Raw genomic sequence first — 16,455 nt, forward strand, 5'->3', positions numbered from 1 at the left:
CCCCCCGGATCATGAACAACAGGAGGGGGAAGTCATGCCGGACCCGAAGGCCGGAGGCCCCGTTGCGGAGCCACGAAAAAGGTAACGGGGGGGGGACCGACGGGGAACGTCGCCGTCACCCACAGAGTGAAATAACTGTATTGGCTATGCCTATTTCCCGCAAGGTCGGGCGACGGATGCGTCGGCCGTAGGATCGGGCGCCGACGCGACGGGGAGGGGTGGCGCTATGGGCCGGGCATCACGCGCACAGGCGGCCGAGCACCGGGAGCAGATCGTCGCCGCCGCTTCGAGGCTGTTCCGGGAACAGGGCTTCGAGGTCAGCCTCGCGGAGCTGACCGGCGCGGTGGGCCTGACGCCCGGCGGTCTCTACCGGCAGTTCCGTTCCAAGGACGCTCTCCAGGGCGAGGCCACGGAGCGCGCCTTCCACGAGCTGCGGGCGCTCCTGGCCGGGTTCGAGGCGGCGGGCGACGGCGACCATGCCGCGGCCCGTGAGGCGCTGATCGACTACTACTTCTCACCCGAGCACCGCGACGGCGCGGCAACCGGGTGCCCCGCCTCCGCCCTTGGCGCGGACGTCGCCCGACAGCCGCCGGGCTCACCGGCCAAGGAGGGGTACGTCCGCGGAGTCCGCGAGCTGGCCGGCTGGCTCGCAAGTGCGGCGCCTGACACGGCGGCACACCGGCACGCGGACGAGGCCGACGACTCGTCGGTGCCCGACGACACCCTCGCGACGCTCTGCACCATGGTCGGAGCGCTGGTACTGGCCCACGCGACGACCGGATCCCCCCTGTCGGAGCGCCTGTTGACCGCGGCTCGCACGGCAGTCGCGACGCCGGACCGCTGACGCTTCCCACCGACTGCACCGCAGATCGGCCCCCCAACCCCCTCACATTCAAAATAGATTTTGTATGTAATCTATTTTCATCGGCTGCCGGAGCGTGTCAGCGCCGCGCGTTCCGGCGGCCCACCTGTCGTCAATCATGTGAAGGAGAAGCGCCATGAAGGCCGTCATCATCAGGCATCCCGGGGAAAAGGACGTCCTGGAGGTCACCGACCTCCCGGATCCGGGCCGCCCCGGGCCAGGTGAGGTGCGGCTACGCGTCCACGCGAGCGCCCTGAACTATCACGACACCATCGTCATGGGCAGCATGGACACTCCGGTCGGCCATGTCCCCCTCGCGGACGGAGCGGGAGTGGTCGAGGCCGTGGGCGAGGGGGTCACCGAACTGGCCGTCGGCGACGCGGTCTTCGCGCGCTTCTTCCCTGGATGGCGGGCGGGCAGGCCGGTGATCGACCACTTCGGCACCACTCCCGGCATAGGGGTGCCGGGCTACGCGCGTGAGGTAGTCGTCGCGCCCGCCGCCCAGTTCGAGCGGGCCCCGCGCGGCTACTCCCACGCCGAAGCCGCCACCCTGACCGTGGCTGGGCTCACGGCGTGGGCCGCCCTGCACGAGAACGGCGGCATCAGGCCCGGTGACACGGTCGTGCTCCAGGGCACCGGTGGTGTCTCCGTCTTCGCCCTGCAGCTCGCGAAGCTCTCCGGTGCCACCGCGATCGTCACCTCCTCCTCCGACGAGAAGCTCGACCGCGCAAAGGCACTCGGAGCAGACCACGTCGTCAACTACCGGTCCCAGCCCGAGTGGGGGGACCGGGTCCGTGAACTGACAGACGGCAGCGGTGCAGATCTCGTACTGGACGTGGGCGGCCCGTCGACCCTGCCCCAGTCCATCCAGGCGGTGCGCGTCGGTGGCCGCGTCAGCGTGATCGGCGTCCTGACCGGGCTGTCCGGGGACATCCCGACCGGCGCCATCAACATGAAGCAGATCCGGCTGAACGGCGTCCTCGTCGGCAACCACGAGCAGCAGCGCGACCTGGTCCGCGCGGTCGAGGACTCCGGACTGCGGCCCGTGATCGACCGGACCTTCCCCTTGGAGGAGCTGAGCGAAGCGCTGCGCTACTTCACCTCCGGCGCACACCTGGGCAAGGTCGCCATCGAGTGGTGACTGCGGTGCGGCAGGAGCGGCCCCATGCCTGCCGGACCGGCGGCGAAGTGTGGCGTCCGTCTCCCCGCCTCATATTGCACCGATCGGTCTCATTACCTACTGTTCTCGTCAGGAGGGCCCTCATGGCACGGACCAAGAGCTTCGAACCGGCTTACGCACTGCGGAAGGCGCTGTTCGAGTTCTGGCGGAACGGTTACGAGCGCACCTCCACCGATGCCCTCATGGCTGCCATGGGAATCGGCAAGCGCAGCCTGTACGACACCTTCGGCAGCAAACACGACCTCTACCTGCGCACGCTCACGACCTACATCGAGCACGCGGAGGAGTCCCACGCGCAGGCGGTCGAGGCCGCCCCGGGCAAAGGACTCGTCGGCGTACGCGCGCTGCTGCGGTCGCACGTGGCCCTGCCCGGCTGTCCGGCGGGCTGCTTCGCGGTGAACGCGGCGACGGAGCGGCCGGACGACCCGGACGTTCACGCCGCCGTCCGCGGATACTTCGCTCGTTCCGCCGAGCGGATCGCCTGGCTCCTGCGCCAGGAGGAGCGGTGGGCGACCGCCCGGCCGCAACGGCTCGACCGGGCCGCACAGGCGGTCCACAACGGCTGGCTCGGCCTGCGCGTGCAGGCGCGTCTGGGGTCGTCGGAGCGGGAGCTCGACGCGGCCGCGGACGATCTGCTGTCGTCCGTGCGCTGACCCACCGCCTTCCACCGGCCCACACCTCACTCCTGTCCGTCGCGTCTTTCGCACACCCTCATTCCGCACCGATCGGTCTCAAAAGATCGTTTCCCCGAGAAAGGCAATCGTCATGTCCTCACCGCCCTCCGCCACCCACGCCCGTCCGCGCTCCAGGCATCCGCTGGTATCGGTGATGGCCATCGCGCTGGGCGCCTTCTCCGTGGTCGTCTCGGAGTTTGTGCCGGTCGGCGCGCTGCCCCAGATCAGCGACGGGCTGGGGGTCACCGAAGGCACCGCCGGCCTGCTCGTGACCCTGCCCGCCCTCTCCGGCGCCGTCGCCGCACCCGCCGCGACCGTGCTCATGCGGCGCCTCGACCGGCGGCTGGCCATCATCGGGCTCACGGCACTGATCGCCGTGTCGTGCGTCCTGTCCGCCGCGGCGACCGGCTTCACGATGATGCTGGTCTCCCGGCTGATCCTCGGCATCAGCATCGGCGGTATCTGGGCCACTTCCGTCTCCGCCGCGGCCCGGCTCGTTCCCGCGCGGATCGTGCACACCGCGTCGTCGGTCGTCTTCGGCGCCATCGCGGTGGGATCCGTGGTCAGTGTGCCCAGCAGCAGCCTCATCGCCACCCACACCAGCTGGCGGACGACGTTTCTCGCGGCCGCCGCGGTCGCGGTCATCGCCGCCCTCGTCCAGGCGCTGACGATCCCGAAGATACCGACCGCGGACCGCGTGACGATGGCGCACTTCCGTCCGCTCCTACGCTCGGTGCCCGCGAACGTCATCCTCGCCGTCGTCTTCCTCGTCGTGTTCGCACAGTTCAGCGCCTACACCTTCGTCGTGCCCTACCTCCACGACGTCACCGGCCTCGCCGCCGGACTGGCCAGCGGTCTGCTGCTGGGCTACGGCGCGCTGACCATCGTCGGCAACTTCGGCGGCGGTGCACTCCTGGGGCGCAGCATCCGTGGCACCGTGATCGCCACCCTCGTCTTCGGCGTCGGCGGGCTCCTGGCATTGAGCGCGGGCGGCACGGTGACGGCGTCCGTCTGCGTGGGGCTCGCTCTGTGGGGGCTGGCGTGGGGCAACGCGCCGGTGGCCCTGCAGCACTGGCTCTACACCTACGGGCAGGACAGGTTCTCCACCGAGGCCGTCAACGCCACTTTCACGGCCGTGGTGCAGGTGGCCGTCGCGAGCGGTTCGCTGCTGAGCGGCGTCGCGGTCAACGCCGTCGGCGTCCGCAGTTCCGCGGCGCTGGGAACCGTCGCGAGCGCGGTCGCCTGCGTCCTCGCTCTCGGATTCATGGCCTTGTCCGCGCGTCGCGCGACGGCGCAGGAGACGCTTGTCGCGGTCAGCCATGAAGAGGTCCGGGCCGTCGCCCTGGACTGACGAGTACCGCCGGCCGGCGGCGCCCTCTCCGCCGGCCGGCATCCGGCACCACCCTGCCATCATCCCCAGCACCACAACCTGGCCAGAGCGAACCGCCCTGCGGTGCGCTCTGGCCACGCCGTCGCACGAGCCCCGCACGGCATCGCCTGCCGCGCAGCGGCACGGCGCTTGTGCCGTCCACCGGTGTGCACGGCGCGGACGCGCCGAAGGCCCGGCCCGCGGTGGGCCGGGCTCTTCAGGACCCCGTCAGCACTGCCGGAGCAGTCCCCGGCGTTCAGTGCTCCTCACGCGCATCCGCCGGTCATCCCAGAGCGAACCGCGCCGATCCCCACAACGCCCCGCGGTTGATCCGGTCGGGGTGGATCTTGAGCATCGCCTCGTAGAGTTCCAGGGCTGAGGTCGCGTCCTGCTCCAGGCGCGCGAAGTCGTGTATGTAGGCCCGTGTTTCCTCGATGGCGGCCGCCGTGTCCGGCGCCTGGGGGTCCTTGTGGCCGGCCACGACCAGTCGTGGCGCGAGGGTTTCGATGCGGTCGAGCGCCGCGAGCCACTCCTGCCTGCCTTCCTGGGAAGACTCGGCGAGGTACAGGTGGACGTTGTTGTACACGGCGTCCCCGGCCACCACCAGCTGCAGGGATGGCACGTGCAGACACGTGGTGTCGTCGGTGTCCGTGTGCCCGAGCGGGACGGCTTCGAGCCGGTGCCCCTCGAGCTCGATGAACGGCTCGTCCATGGGCTGTGCCGGCACGATGTTCTCGGGGATCTGGCCGGGGAAACGGGCGTTCCAGAAGGACTTCACGAAGTCCGGGCTCGATTGCGCCTGCATGCGTTCCACCACATGCGGGAGGGCCAGCGCACGGGCCTTTGGGAACTCCTTAAGGATCTTCGCGAGTCCGAACCAGTGGTCACCGTGTGCGTGAGTGACGTACACCGCCGTGAGGCGCTTGCCCCGGGCCGCCACCCACTCGCTCAGCGCGTCGGCCTGGGCGACCGTCATGAGCGGGTCGACGAGTACGGCGTCCCTCTCCCCCTGGATGAGGGTCGAGGAGATCGGCGACCACATCCGACGGTCCAGGTCGGGCGGCAGATCCGTGACCGTCGTGGGGATTCCCGGGGCGACGAAGACCTCGTACGTGAGTTGACTCTGTGGCATGAGAGCTCCCTTGTTCGGTCGGGGCTGGGAAGGAGGTCAGGCAGCGAAGAGCGCCAGATGATCAAACAAGAAGTTATAGGCAAACTGTTTTTGCCTATAACTTTCTACTGGTGCGCGCGTCTCCACGCAAGGCCGGCCACCTCGCTCCACCAGACCCGCCAGCGCGGAACGCCCCGGCAGCCGCACCTCCGCCGGGCCGCACGGCCCTGAGGCGCGAGACAATGAGGTAATATGTGATAGCTCTACACCTATTTCCGCCTGTTGGTTCAGTCGCTGCTGGAGTCGTTTTCCTCATGACATGGCCCGCCACCGACCGATACGACATCGAACCCGCCCCCGACGGGTTGGCCCTGGTCCAGGACCTGCTCAACACCTTGTCGGCCGGCAAACCCCGGGAGACAGATCTCCTGCTCGACCGGGACGATGCCCAGACCTGGCTGAACGCGGTCTGGCGCGACCACAACCCGGCGCAGGACCAGCCGCCGATCCAACTCGACGGCGACGATGTTCAGCACCTCCGCGCCTTCCGCGACGCACTGCGCGACTGGCTCACCAAGGCCGAGGAAGAGCCGGCCGGCGAGCGCGGCGCACTCCCGCACGTGCCGTTCGACGCGGCCCTGCGGCTCGACCCTGACGGCACCGTCCAGGTGGAACCGGCCGGCAGCGGCTGGCGGGGCATGGTCTCACTGATCCTGATCGAGATGCTCCATGCCCAACGGGCCGACACCTGGCGGCGGCTGAAGGTCTGCCGCAGCGAGCGGTGCCGAGTGACGTTCTTCGACCGGTCACGGAACAACAGCGGCGTCTGGCACGACGTACGCAAGTGCGGTCACCCCGCCAACCTGCGCGCCTACCGCGCCCGCCAGCGCACCCAGGAACCGTCGGGTATCCGGCACTGAGACGGGCCCCTCCGCCGTCGGAGACGCCGCTTGCGTGCCGGCCGCCGAGGACGGACGCCACGCGGGACCGGCGGTTCAGCTCGTGAAGGCTCAGAGCGGAGCGCCGGCCTGCCCGGGCTGGAGCAGACTGCCGAAGACCATGCGGAAGAACGTGGTGAACGCCTCGTCCGAGCGACCGCACCGCGCGGCGGTGACAGCGCCCTCCCAGGCGCACAGGATGAACAGAGCGGCCTCCCCGCAATCGAGCCCCGCGCGCACCGCTCCGCTGCGGACCGCTTCGGCGAGGACCTCGGTCAGCGCCGCCCGCCATCGTCCCAGGCAGTGTTCGACGCCGCTGCGCAGCACCTCGCTGTGGTCTGCCATCTCGCTCCCGAAGTTGCCGAAGAGGCAGCCGCGAGTGAAGTGATGCTCCACCTGCTCGTCACGCAGGAACTCGAAGTACCGGCGCAGCCGCTCAAGGGGCGCCACGGCCGGATCGCTCAGCTCCCCCAGCCGGCGCGTCTCGCCGTACTCCTGCAGCACGATGGCCGCCAGTTCTTCCTTGCTCGCGAAGTGGTTGTAGAAAGAGCCTCTGGGAACACCGGCGGCGGCAGTGATGTCATTGACGCCGGTCGCGTGGTAGCCGTTGGCGTGAAACCGGTCCGCCGCGGCGGCCACGAGGGCCGTGTGCTGGCTGTGACTGGCCAATTCCCCTCTCCTGGTCCCCTGAGACACGCAGCGCCCCTCGCCGGGTTGCGGTTTCCTGCGGTCGACCGGCGTGCTGGGCACGGCGCGGCGCTCCTGCGCCGGGCGCATCCAATCCGCCCGCCTGAACGGCCGGGTCGTCAGTCGTCGTCGGGGAAGGCATCGCCGAACATGGGCAGCCCGCTCAGGGACGTCCCACGGGTGGCTTCGTCCTGCAGCACATCCCAGTGCTCTTGGAGGAGCCCGTTCCCGATGCGGAAGATGTCGACGGCCACCGAGGCCGACGGCCGCTCATTGCCCACGTAGCGGCTGTGTAGCATGACCAAGTCGCCGTCGGCGCAGATGAACCCCGCTTCGTGCCTCAGCCGCGGAAGCCCCTTGACCAGGTTGAACAGCCCCTCCCGGCCGGGCTCGATGATCGCACTGTGCTGGATGTAGTCCGGGGCCCAGAACTTCTCGGCGGTCGCGCAGTCACGTTGGTTGAACAGCACGTCGAGTGCTTCAAGGACCATCGCCTTGTTGGTTTCCTGCCGGCTGGCGGACATCGCTTCTCACTCACTTCTGTCGATGGGGCAGTCGGTCATGTCGCCGGGCATCCGCGGCCGGCCAGGACGCAGCCGTCGGCCGGGGTCGCAGCGACGCCTCATACGGCGCGGCTCAGGGCTTCAAACTCGGCATCGGTCAACGTCACCAGAGCCGCGGCGGTGTTCTCCTCCACATGCGCGACCTTCGAGGTGCCGGGGATCGGCACCATGGCGGGCGACACTCTCAGCAGCCAGGCCAGCGCCAGCTGGGACGGGCTGACCCCGTGCTCCTTCGCCATTTCGTCCAGCGGTCCGCCCGGACGCGCGAGCGCCCCGGTGGCGATCGGAAACCAGGGGATGAACGCGAGGTTCTCCCGCTCGGCGTACTGCACCACGCCCTCGGCCAAGCGGTTGGCGAGGTTGTAGTGGTTCTGCACGGAGACGACGGGCGCGATACGCCGAGCCTGCTCGAGCTGTTCGACACTCACTTCCGACAGGCCGATGTGCCGGATCTTTCCCTCCTCCCTGAGCCGCGCGAGCTCTCCGATCTGATCGGCCAGCGGCACCTGCGGGTCGACCCGGTGCAGTTGGTAGAGGTCGATGCGTTCGACGCCGAGGTGACGCAGGCTCAGTTCGGCCTGCTGCCGCAGGTACTCAGGACGTCCCAGCGGCCTCCAGCCGTCCGGGCCCGATCGGCTCAGGCCGGCCTTGGTCGCGATGACCAGACCCTCGGGGTACGGGTGAAGTGCCGTGCGGATCAACTGCTCGCTGACGAACGGGCCGTAGGAGTCCGCGGTGTCGATGAAGTTGACACCCAGGTCGACGGCCCGACGCAGCACACGGACGGCTTCCTGAGGGTCCGAGGGTTCCCCCCACACGCCGGGTCCGGTCAGCTGCATGGCGCCGAAGCCGAGCCGGTTGACAGGGAGATCCCCTCCGAGCCGCAGGACCCCCGCGGCGTCAGCGGGACGCGAATCTGCGGATACCATGATCGATTTTCCCTTTCGGAAGAGCTGCCCGCACGGGCGGGTGCGACCTCCTGCGGACAGGCCGGCCCCCTGCACCTGTCGCCGTCGCACTCCCGAGACACCCTAACCCACCTGACTTTAGTTTTGCCCAGTCAGGTGAGCCATGTACATTGCTGACTATAGGAAAAGGAAGTTAGAGGATCGGCAGGGACAGGGGCGTCTTCGCGTCCGACTGCGCCGGACACCAGAAGCCGCAGCCGCATCCCCCGGCCCGCCCGCTGATGCCCAGGTCTCGTCTCAGGCTCCGGCGGCGCCCCTCCTCCCCATCCGCCACTTCCGCATTCCCGCCCACGATCGCGAGAGCCAATGGCGCTCAGAAGGGACACCTCTATGACCACCCAGGACGACCGACTCTTCCTCATCACCGGGGCCACCGGTACGACCGGAGCCGAAACCGTGCGGCTGCTGCTGGAACGGGGGCACCGTGTGCGCGCCCTCGTCCACCGGGAGGACGACCGCTCGCGCATGCTCGCGGCCGCGGGCGCCGAGATCGTCGTAGGTGATCTGCTCGACTTCCACGATGTGAGCGCAGCGATGCGCGGGGTCAGCGGAGCGTACTTCTGCTACCCGATCGCCGCCGGGCTGCTGGACGCCACCGTCGTCTTCGCTCAGGCCGCCACCGAGGCCGGCGTCACGTCCGTGGTCAACATGTCCCAGATCTCCGCCCGCCGCGAAGCCGCCAGCAACGCGGCCCGCCAGCACTGGCTGGCAGAGCGCCTGCTCGACCGCACCCCGCTGCTCACCACGCACCTGCGGCCGACCCTCTTCGCCGAGTGGATCAGCTGGTGGTGGGGGCGGCAGGACGGCGAGGGCGTACTGAGGCTGCCGCTCGGTGCCGGCCGACACGCCCCCGTCGCCGGCGTGGACCAGGCGTACGTCATCGCCGCCGTCCTTGCGAACCCCGCGCCGCATGACCGGCAGGCGTACCCCCTGCACGGGCCGGTGGAGATGGACCACCACGAGATCGCCGGGGCGATGGCCCGCGCTCTGGGCATCCCGGTCACCTACGAGCCCACCGAGGTGGAGGAGTTCGCGGAGGGACTGGCCTCCCTGGGCAAGCCGGCTCACCTGATCCAGCACCTGAGCAACATCGCGATCGACTACCGCAATGGGATCTTCCAGGGTACGAACAACCTCATCGAGGTCATCGGCAACCGCACTCCCCTGACCGTCGAGGAGTTCGTCACCGGCCGCAAGGACGCCTTCGCGCAGGGCGGCTCGCACTTCGTTCCCGCCAAGAAGGGCTGAACCGGCCGCCTTTTCGGGCCCCTTCGGGACTTCTTCCAGGCCCGAAGGGGCCCAGTCGGGGACCGGAGGACTTCGAATGTGCTCTCCGGCCCCGGCCGCCGGTGCGCCGCGAGGCCGGGAGGCGGAAGAAGCGGCAGCGGTTGCAAGAAGCCCAGTGCCTGCGCTGGGCTTCAACCGCGCGCCGGCCCAGGCACTGCGCTTGCTACCGCGAGTGGTGCGACCTGGCCAAGAGCGCCGCGAGGCCGGCCCGTTCCCAGCGGATGACGGCCCGCCAAAGGCCTACCGGCGAAGGGCAGGCCGCACCGGAGGGGCGCCAGGCGGCGAAGGAGCGGGGCCGTCACGGGGCACCGGAAGGTGGCCGACCGCGTCCGGCCGGGTGCGGAGGCGCCCGACGGGGCCGCGGACCCGTAACTTCCCCAGCACGGGCGGGAACTGCGGGCTGTCGGCAGCCTGGGCCGCAGTCAGCACGAACGCCAGCGGACGGCACTGGCGGTCGGCGGCGAGGTGGACCTTGATCAGGCCCCCCAGCAGGGCCTCGAAGACGCCGGCGTCACGCCACTGCCGGAAGCGGTTGTGGACGGTCGACCAGGCACCGAACTTCTGCGGCACCTCCCGCCACTGTCCGCCGGGCTTGAACCGCCAGATCACACCCTCGAACTGCTGCCGCAGCCGCTCGGGGTATGCGATCGCGGTTGAGGACTTCCGGCCGACGTTCCTGACTGCGACGGCGATGGGCCGCAAGCACACACAGGCCACGCGCCTGGTCCTTTGAACAGACGGGGCATCCAGTGGCGGTCCGCGCCCCCGCGGTCGCGGGCCGCTCCGCGCGCCGCAACCGTATGACCTTGCCTAGGGCTTCCGGCCGTCGGATGGTACGAAGTAACGGCCTGGAGGCACAGTTGGCGGCATGGAAGGGTGCCGCCCACGGGCCGTTCCCCTCCCTCGGGCAGGGGAACAGTCACATCAAGTGGTCTTCGACGGCCTCGTACAGGAGCAGCGCGGCGTCGGACACAGCCCGCAGTTGCGCGACGTCCAGTTCCGCGATGAGCGAGGATGCGGCGTGTACGTCGTGGGCCAGCCGGTGGAGCAGCTCCGCGACTGCGTGCGCGTCGGTCCAGTCGGGCATGCGGTTACCTTCCAGGGTTCTCATCGGTGCTGCTGCCATCCGTCTCGATGCCCACGGTGGCCACCACACTGGTGCCGCCGGCGCTCCGCCGTATTCGGACCGTGTCGGCGTACGCCTCGACCAATTGCAGTCCACGGCCGCTCACGGCCTCTTCGGCGGGGCCCGCGTCGCCGGTCGGCCTTTTCCAGGCTCCGTTGTCGCAGACCTCCACTCCCAGCGTCCGGTCGTCGGCGAACAGACACACGCTCACCTGCGGGCTTCCGCTGTGCTGGCAGGCGTTCGTCACAAGCTCGGTGACAATGAGCGCCAAGGCTTCCGTCGCCGTCCGCTCTCCGGGATGCCAGGCGTGCACTGTTCTTCTGGTGAACGCACGCAGGGCCGGCACCGCGGCATCGGTGGCGGCCATCACGCAGATCGCTGAGGGCGAGCCCGTGTCGGCGGAGGGCCGCGCAAGCAGACGACTGGTGCTCATGACGTCCCATCTCCTCGGGACTAGGTTCGACGAATTCCTGGCAGTGGCCGAGACGATGGGCATCGCGGGCCCACGCCTGTCAGCAGCTGGGCGGTGGGACGCCGTCGGCGATCGGTCCCCGGCCGGCCCGGGGGGTGGCCGGCCGGGGCCGATGGTGAGGCACCCGGAGAGCAGCGCCCTTGTGTGGGCGGTCAGACCCTGAATGCCTGTTCTCCGGTCCTGAGCGAAGTCAATCACGCTTCGGTTTGACTTTCAAACCACACGCGTGGAGGCGGGGAGTCTGACACCAACCGGGAAGCTCATCTGGTCCTCACGGGGCGGAAAAGGTGGTCCACTGCTCGACCGTGCGGAAGCCCATGGACTCGTACAGGCGCAGACCCGCCTCGGCGGCGTGAAGGTATGCGGCCCTCGCACCCCTGGCTCGCCCTTCCCGCAGGATCCGCCCGATCACCGCCCGCGCGTATCCTCGGCTCCTGAAGAGCGGGAGCGTGGAGATGTTGAACACTCCAACGCAGTCCTGGAACACGGCTGCCGTACCGGTGGCCACCGCGGTCCCTTCGTCCTCGGCCAGGTACGCCGTCATGCCCGCCGCTGCCATCACCACCGGCGAGGCGACCTCGGTGAACACGTGCTGCGGCGCTGCGAAACCGGCGGCGAGCGCGGCACTGAACACCTTGTGATCGTCCCCCGAGACCCGCCGCACCTTCACCGAGGCCCTGCGCGACGATGACACCGGCTCGTCGTCCCTGAATGATCTGAGCATGAACGGCTGCTGAGACCTCACGGTCAGCCCATGGCGTTCCGCGACCGACACGATGCCGGCGGTCGGCTCGCCACGTATCCGGATGCTCCACGGGACTGTGGTCAGTTCCCTGGCCGCCAGGGCGGCCAGTTCCTCGATGCCGTCAGCGCGGGGACGAGCAGCCACGTCGAGCACGCCGTTCAGCCCGGCCACAGGGGCCCCGGTGAAGGCCAGTACGGATCCCCCGTCCCCAAGTCGCCAGTGGCCACCAGGCGTGGCAGCAGCCAGCCCGGTCACAGCCTCGGCCCAACTGAGCGCGGCGCGTTCGGCGTCCTCGCCGACTCCGCATTCCATGCTTTCCTCTGGTGCGGTTTGCGCAGACATGGTGAGTGCAGGACACCTTTCAGTTGACTCTGCCGTGTCAGGATCTGGCGAAGAGCCGGTAGCGGGAGACCTCCGCGAAACCCATCCGTTCGTAGACCGGCAGGCCCAGGCTGCTGGCCTGCAGCGTGCCGATGCTCAGCCCCTGCTCGTGTCCCGCCTGCAGCGCGGCCGCCGTGAGCTGCGTCCCTATCCCCCGGCCACGGTGTTCCTTGAGCGTGCTGACCACGTAGACGCCGGCCACGCCCTGGCTGCTGTAGAGCGCCGCGGTGCCGACGATCCGGCCGTCGAGCCGCGCGGCGAACCGGATGAGCCTGCCAGGACTCTCCGGCCGCGCCGCCTCGATCCGCAGTATCTTCGCGGTCAGGTCGGTGTCCATGCCGAACGCCCAGGTCCAGCAGCGCACCCATTCCGCCAACTCGGCCGCGTCCTCGACGACGTTGACCTCCAGGCCGGGCGTGGGGGACGGTCTGCGGACGCGGTCCAGGCGGATCGCCAGGACCGGCATCGAGCCGACCTGCGAGAACCGGTGGGACTCCAGATCCCCGACGACGCCCGGTCGGCTGTCAGGCCCGACCCACCAGAGCCACGGCAGACCGGAGAAGGCGGTTTCCGCCTCTTCCAGGGCACTTTTGAAACTGCCGCCGGAAAAGGTGACGACGCCGTTCAACTGGGCGTCGGCGACGCCGCTTCGGTACATGAAGAGGCCGCTGCGCCGTCTTCCTTCCGCTCCGTAACCGAGCCAGAACTCACGTGCGTTGGCAAGCTGCTGGGCAATGACTTTGGGATGCGTCAGTTCATCCATGGCATCTCTCCGCACCGGATCGATTCGATTACTTCTCTGCCTGCGGCAGCGGGTGAAGGACAGCGAGAACGGCCTCACGGAACGAGTCGGGCCCGTCAGACCAGTGGCTGCGAGACGCCGGCAGCGATCATCTTCGCGGGCGCGCTTTGCTCAATGGAGCCGCGTCCCGTGTATGGGCCCCCTGGGGCGGCGGCAAACCGGCTGATCGGATGCCGCCGCCTGCACCGCTGGACCCGCGGCTGCCTGCAAACTCCTCGCGAAGGCTGCTCGTCCAGACCAGCACGTGGAAACCCGTCAACAACCAGCGCAAGGTCATACCGGCGAAAATCGGGACATACTAGAGTTCGGTTTTCTGCCAGTCGCCAGTGGGGCCTTCCTGCGGAAGATTGAGATTTCCGAGAAGAGTGGCCATGTAGCGACGAACGTCACTCCAGCTGTAAAAGGTGCCGACGCCTGTGATATTGACGGGCGCCGTGGACGGGTTCTGGGTGACGGAATATCCGAATGCCGAGATCCGTTGCCAGCTGTTCTCGAGACGCTGCTGGAGCGCGGGAAGGCCATCGTAGCGAGTGTTCCCGGAGCGCATGATGGCCGAGCCCACCCCGTAAACGTCGTTGAAGCGTGCGGCTTCGGAAGTGAGCTGGACCATCAGCATGAGCGACCGGGCCACGTCCCGCCGGTTGCCTCCGGACGGGTCGTTGGTGCTAGCGAGGTTGGTCACCGAACTGGTGAAGTCGAGGTAGGAGATCGGCATCCCCTCACGGCCTCGGCCCGCCGCTTGGACCATGCTGTTGTAGTTGCTTCCGAACGAAAGCTCGCGCCCGGTACCGTAGGGGAGAGTTCCGATGTCGTTCAGGAGATTGTTCAGGCTGAAGTCGGCGTCATTGAACTGAAAGGTCAGACCGGAATTGTTGGTATAGCCTCTGAGATACAGGTCTCCGGGTGTCAGCCACAGGACAAGGGTGTGGCGGCTGTTGGTCAGAGTGAGCCTGATCAGGCTGTACCCGGTGCTCTGGGTCTGGTACACGCCATCTCGATATATATGTCCTGCCGCTTGCCGCAAGCTGTTGATGAGCCCTGTGTACTGGCTCTGCTGACTTCCGGTGGCCGAGGGCCCGAAGGGCATGCTGATGTCGTAGATCCGGCCGTAGGGGGTATCGGCGCGGGCCGACGTCGTAGAGGTTCCACCGAGCATCCAAGCTAAAGCGAGGAGGAGTGAGACCATCAGCGCAGCGAGTCTCGAAAGAGTCTTGCGCGGGGCGGAGATATGATTCACGACTGGTCTTTTCTGTGAGATTGAGATGTAGGTCATCCGTCGCTCCGAGGCCGGAGTCTTCTCGTGCGGTGAGACGCTGCGACGGGCATGCCATCTCACCGATAGGGGGTCTTCTCGACAGTGGACATTGCCTGTCCGGGTCTGCCGTCCTCCATGCCGACTCAGAAGTTGAGAAGCATGGGCCCTGACGACTGTGCCGCGTCGGTTGTGACGCTCACGACGGGATGGCATTTTGATCCGTCGGCAGAATGCGGAAACTGCCTTTTCCTGCGAACATCTGGCTGACGGTCAGCCAGCCAATTTCCTGACGGTCTGCGTACGCGCGCGGCGCACATGATCAGAGCAGGCCAGACGGGCTACGAGCCGATGCGTTGGCGGGTGGAGTCACTCAACAGCAGGCCGTGGCACCGCCGCCGGCCTTGTCCGGGCCCGTCAGGCGGGGATCAGCGAGCGGGCGGCCCGGCTGAACGAGGCCACGGCTGTGTCGCTGTCGCCGAGATAGCCGGCCACCATGGCTCCGTCGCGGAGGGCCACCAGCACATCCGCCGTGTGGTCCGGTTCCGGGTGGCCGCCGGTGCGCAGTGCTTGTGCGATGGCGCCGTGGAACCAGGTCCGGTGCGTCAGCACGGCCTGGTGCACCGGGCTCTGCTTGTCCGGGTATTCCGCCGCGGCGTTGATGAAGGGGCAGCCGCGGAAGCCGGGGGCGCAGATTTCCTGGCCGATGCCGTCGATCAGCAGGCCCATCGCGTCCGCGGGAGCACCGGCGTGCGTCATGCCGCTCTTCACCCTGTCCCGGATGCGCTGGTCCTCGGCCTGCAGATAGGAGCAGACCAGATCCTCCTTGCCGGGGAAGTGGCGGTAGAAGGTGGCCCGCGTCACCTGTGCCTCTTCGATGACCCGGTCGACTCCCACGGCCCGGATCCCCTCGGCGTAGAACAGCCGGGCGGCCGTGGAGAGCAGGCGGTCGCGCGCTGCGGACCGCTGGGGGGTTTTCTGGTGATCGCGTTCGGCTGGCACGCTCATATCGTATGGACCCTCCTTCAGGCGCGGGCGACCGCCAGGTCACCGGCGGCGGTACTCGCCCCGTAACGGCCTCCCGGGGTGCTGCCCGGGGAGGGGCGGCCGGGAGGTCGTGACGGGCTCGGTGATCAGTGGGCGGTGGTGCGCGCCGCGTCCTCGATCACGTGGGTGACGGTGCCGGGGTTGGTGAGCAGTACGTCGTGCGGCGCGTTGACCTCGCTTGTGTGGGCGTGGGCGCGCTGGGCCATGAAGCGCTCCGCGGCCGGCGGGATCAGGTGGTCGTCGCCGGCCACGAGGTACCAGGAGGGGATGGTCTTCCACGCCGGAGTCCCGGAGGGCTCGCCGAGTGCCTGGGGCGTGACGGGCCGCTGGGCCGCGGCGAGCACGGCGGCCTCCTGTGCACTGCGGCGGTTGCTGAGGAAGACGTCGCGGAACTTGTCCGGCTTGATGTAGAGGTCGACGTTCGTGGTTCCGTTCTGGGTGAAGGGCACCGGGCTCAGGGCCGTCGGGATGGAGGCGTTGGGGTCGTCGCTGATGTGGCTGCCGGGGAACTTCGCGGTCAGCGCGGAGGCGGTCTCGTCCTTGTCGGGGGCGAAGGCCGCCAGGTAGACGAGGGCGGTGACGTGCGAGTTGCCGGCGGCGGCCTGGGTGATCACGGAGCCGCCGTAGGAGTGGCCGGCGAGCACGATCGGTCCGTTGACGGTCTTCAGGTAGTCGGCGAGGTAGGCGGCGTCGCTCGACAGGCCGCGCAGCGGGACCGCGGGAGCGACGACCGGGTAGCCGTCGTGCTGCAGCCGTTCGGCCACGCCCTTCCAGCTGGAGGCGTCGGCCCAGGCGCCGTGCACGAGGACCACCGTGGGCTTGGGCGTCTGCGGGGTGGTGGCGTCGGCCGTCTGGGTGAGCACCCCGGTGGCCGCGAGGCCCGCTGCCGCAGTCGCGGCCGCCGCGATCGAGAAGGAACGACGATTCATGAGGTGAGTACTTCCTTGTGTCGATTGATGGCAGAGGCCGGGCAACCCCGGCCTCTGTGCTG

17 protein-coding genes and 1 pseudogene are annotated in these 16,455 nt (G+C 68.7%); 6 read left to right on the forward strand and 12 right to left on the reverse strand.

The annotated features are described in order from the left end of the window. Positions 1–226 precede the first annotated feature (226 nt). From ACH45E_RS45035 to ACH45E_RS45050, 4 genes are all read left to right on the forward strand, one after another. Complete coding sequence (locus ACH45E_RS45035) at positions 227–844, forward strand: TetR/AcrR family transcriptional regulator (RefSeq protein ID WP_361457370.1); 618 nt, start codon at positions 227–229, stop codon at positions 842–844. 154 nt (positions 845–998) lie between these two features. Further along, on the forward strand, positions 999–2,003 hold the full coding sequence (locus ACH45E_RS45040) for an NAD(P)-dependent alcohol dehydrogenase (protein WP_361457373.1): 1,005 nt from the start codon (positions 999–1,001) through the stop codon (positions 2,001–2,003). 122 nt (positions 2,004–2,125) lie between these two features. Beyond that, entirely contained in the window at positions 2,126–2,695 is a 570-nt protein-coding gene (locus ACH45E_RS45045; RefSeq protein WP_361457376.1) for a TetR/AcrR family transcriptional regulator, read from the forward strand. A gap of 112 nt (positions 2,696–2,807) precedes the next feature. Continuing rightward, the gene (locus tag ACH45E_RS45050; protein WP_361457378.1) at positions 2,808–4,067 is read left to right on the forward strand and encodes an MFS transporter; all 1,260 of its coding nucleotides are present in this window, start codon (positions 2,808–2,810) and stop codon (positions 4,065–4,067) included. A gap of 301 nt (positions 4,068–4,368) precedes the next feature. Here ACH45E_RS45050 and ACH45E_RS45055 read toward each other — a convergent pair whose 3' ends face one another. Beyond that, positions 4,369–5,217: an MBL fold metallo-hydrolase gene (locus tag ACH45E_RS45055; protein ID WP_361457381.1), complete on the reverse strand. Its 849-nt coding sequence runs from the start codon at positions 5,215–5,217 to the stop codon at positions 4,369–4,371. A 293-nt stretch (positions 5,218–5,510) separates the two neighbouring features. On the opposite strand from ACH45E_RS45055, the gene ACH45E_RS45060 reads away from it, so the two are divergent. Further along, complete coding sequence (locus ACH45E_RS45060) at positions 5,511–6,116, forward strand: CGNR zinc finger domain-containing protein (RefSeq protein ID WP_361457384.1); 606 nt, start codon at positions 5,511–5,513, stop codon at positions 6,114–6,116. A 90-nt stretch (positions 6,117–6,206) separates the two neighbouring features. On the opposite strand, the gene ACH45E_RS45065 is transcribed toward ACH45E_RS45060, so the two are convergent. The 3 genes from ACH45E_RS45065 to ACH45E_RS45075 all read right to left on the reverse strand — a co-directional run bounded on the left by ACH45E_RS45065 (position 6,207) and on the right by ACH45E_RS45075 (position 8,313). Then, positions 6,207–6,803, reverse strand: a complete 597-nt coding sequence (locus tag ACH45E_RS45065) for a TetR family transcriptional regulator C-terminal domain-containing protein (protein ID WP_361457387.1) — start codon at positions 6,801–6,803, stop codon at positions 6,207–6,209. Positions 6,804–6,940: 137 nt separating this feature from the next. Further along, positions 6,941–7,345, reverse strand: coding sequence for a nuclear transport factor 2 family protein (locus ACH45E_RS45070; RefSeq protein WP_361457390.1), 405 nt, complete (start codon positions 7,343–7,345; stop codon positions 6,941–6,943). Positions 7,346–7,443: 98 nt separating this feature from the next. Next, entirely contained in the window at positions 7,444–8,313 is an 870-nt protein-coding gene (locus ACH45E_RS45075; protein ID WP_361457393.1) for an aldo/keto reductase, read from the reverse strand. Positions 8,314–8,682: 369 nt separating this feature from the next. Here ACH45E_RS45075 and ACH45E_RS45080 point away from each other — a divergent pair, with 369 nt between their 5' ends. Next, positions 8,683–9,600 carry an NAD(P)H-binding protein gene (locus ACH45E_RS45080; RefSeq protein WP_361457396.1) on the forward strand — a complete coding sequence of 306 codons (918 nt, stop codon included), beginning with the start codon at positions 8,683–8,685 and terminating at the stop codon, positions 9,598–9,600. 360 nt (positions 9,601–9,960) lie between these two features. On the opposite strand, the pseudogene ACH45E_RS45085 reads toward ACH45E_RS45080, so the two are convergent. The 8 genes and pseudogenes from ACH45E_RS45085 to ACH45E_RS45120 all read right to left on the reverse strand — a co-directional run. Continuing rightward, positions 9,961–10,281, reverse strand: a pseudogene (locus ACH45E_RS45085) (transposase); the annotation flags it as partial. 277 nt (positions 10,282–10,558) lie between these two features. Continuing rightward, the gene (locus ACH45E_RS45090) at positions 10,559–10,726 is read right to left on the reverse strand and encodes a hypothetical protein (RefSeq protein WP_361457399.1); all 168 of its coding nucleotides are present in this window, start codon (positions 10,724–10,726) and stop codon (positions 10,559–10,561) included. Positions 10,727–10,730: 4 nt separating this feature from the next. Then, positions 10,731–11,132, reverse strand: coding sequence for an ATP-binding protein (locus ACH45E_RS45095; RefSeq protein ID WP_361457402.1), 402 nt, complete (start codon positions 11,130–11,132; stop codon positions 10,731–10,733). Positions 11,133–11,508: 376 nt separating this feature from the next. Further along, positions 11,509–12,294 (reverse strand): GNAT family N-acetyltransferase, encoded by a 786-nt coding sequence (locus ACH45E_RS45100; protein ID WP_399042855.1) that lies wholly within the window; start codon positions 12,292–12,294, stop codon positions 11,509–11,511. 67 nt (positions 12,295–12,361) lie between these two features. Further along, entirely contained in the window at positions 12,362–13,126 is a 765-nt protein-coding gene (locus tag ACH45E_RS45105) for a GNAT family N-acetyltransferase (protein WP_361457408.1), read from the reverse strand. 337 nt (positions 13,127–13,463) lie between these two features. After that, positions 13,464–14,438 (reverse strand): ribosome-inactivating family protein, encoded by a 975-nt coding sequence (locus tag ACH45E_RS45110; protein WP_361457411.1) that lies wholly within the window; start codon positions 14,436–14,438, stop codon positions 13,464–13,466. Positions 14,439–14,834: 396 nt separating this feature from the next. Further along, positions 14,835–15,425 (reverse strand): TetR/AcrR family transcriptional regulator, encoded by a 591-nt coding sequence (locus ACH45E_RS45115; RefSeq protein WP_399042858.1) that lies wholly within the window; start codon positions 15,423–15,425, stop codon positions 14,835–14,837. Between the two features lie 125 nt (positions 15,426–15,550). Next, a complete protein-coding gene (locus tag ACH45E_RS45120) occupies positions 15,551–16,393 on the reverse strand; it encodes an alpha/beta hydrolase (protein WP_361457417.1) in 843 nt (280 codons plus the stop codon). Positions 16,394–16,455 lie beyond the last annotated feature (62 nt).

Source organism: Streptomyces sp. NPDC020299 (assembly GCF_044387825.1).
Taxonomy (GTDB): Bacteria; Actinomycetota; Actinomycetes; order Streptomycetales; family Streptomycetaceae; genus Streptomyces.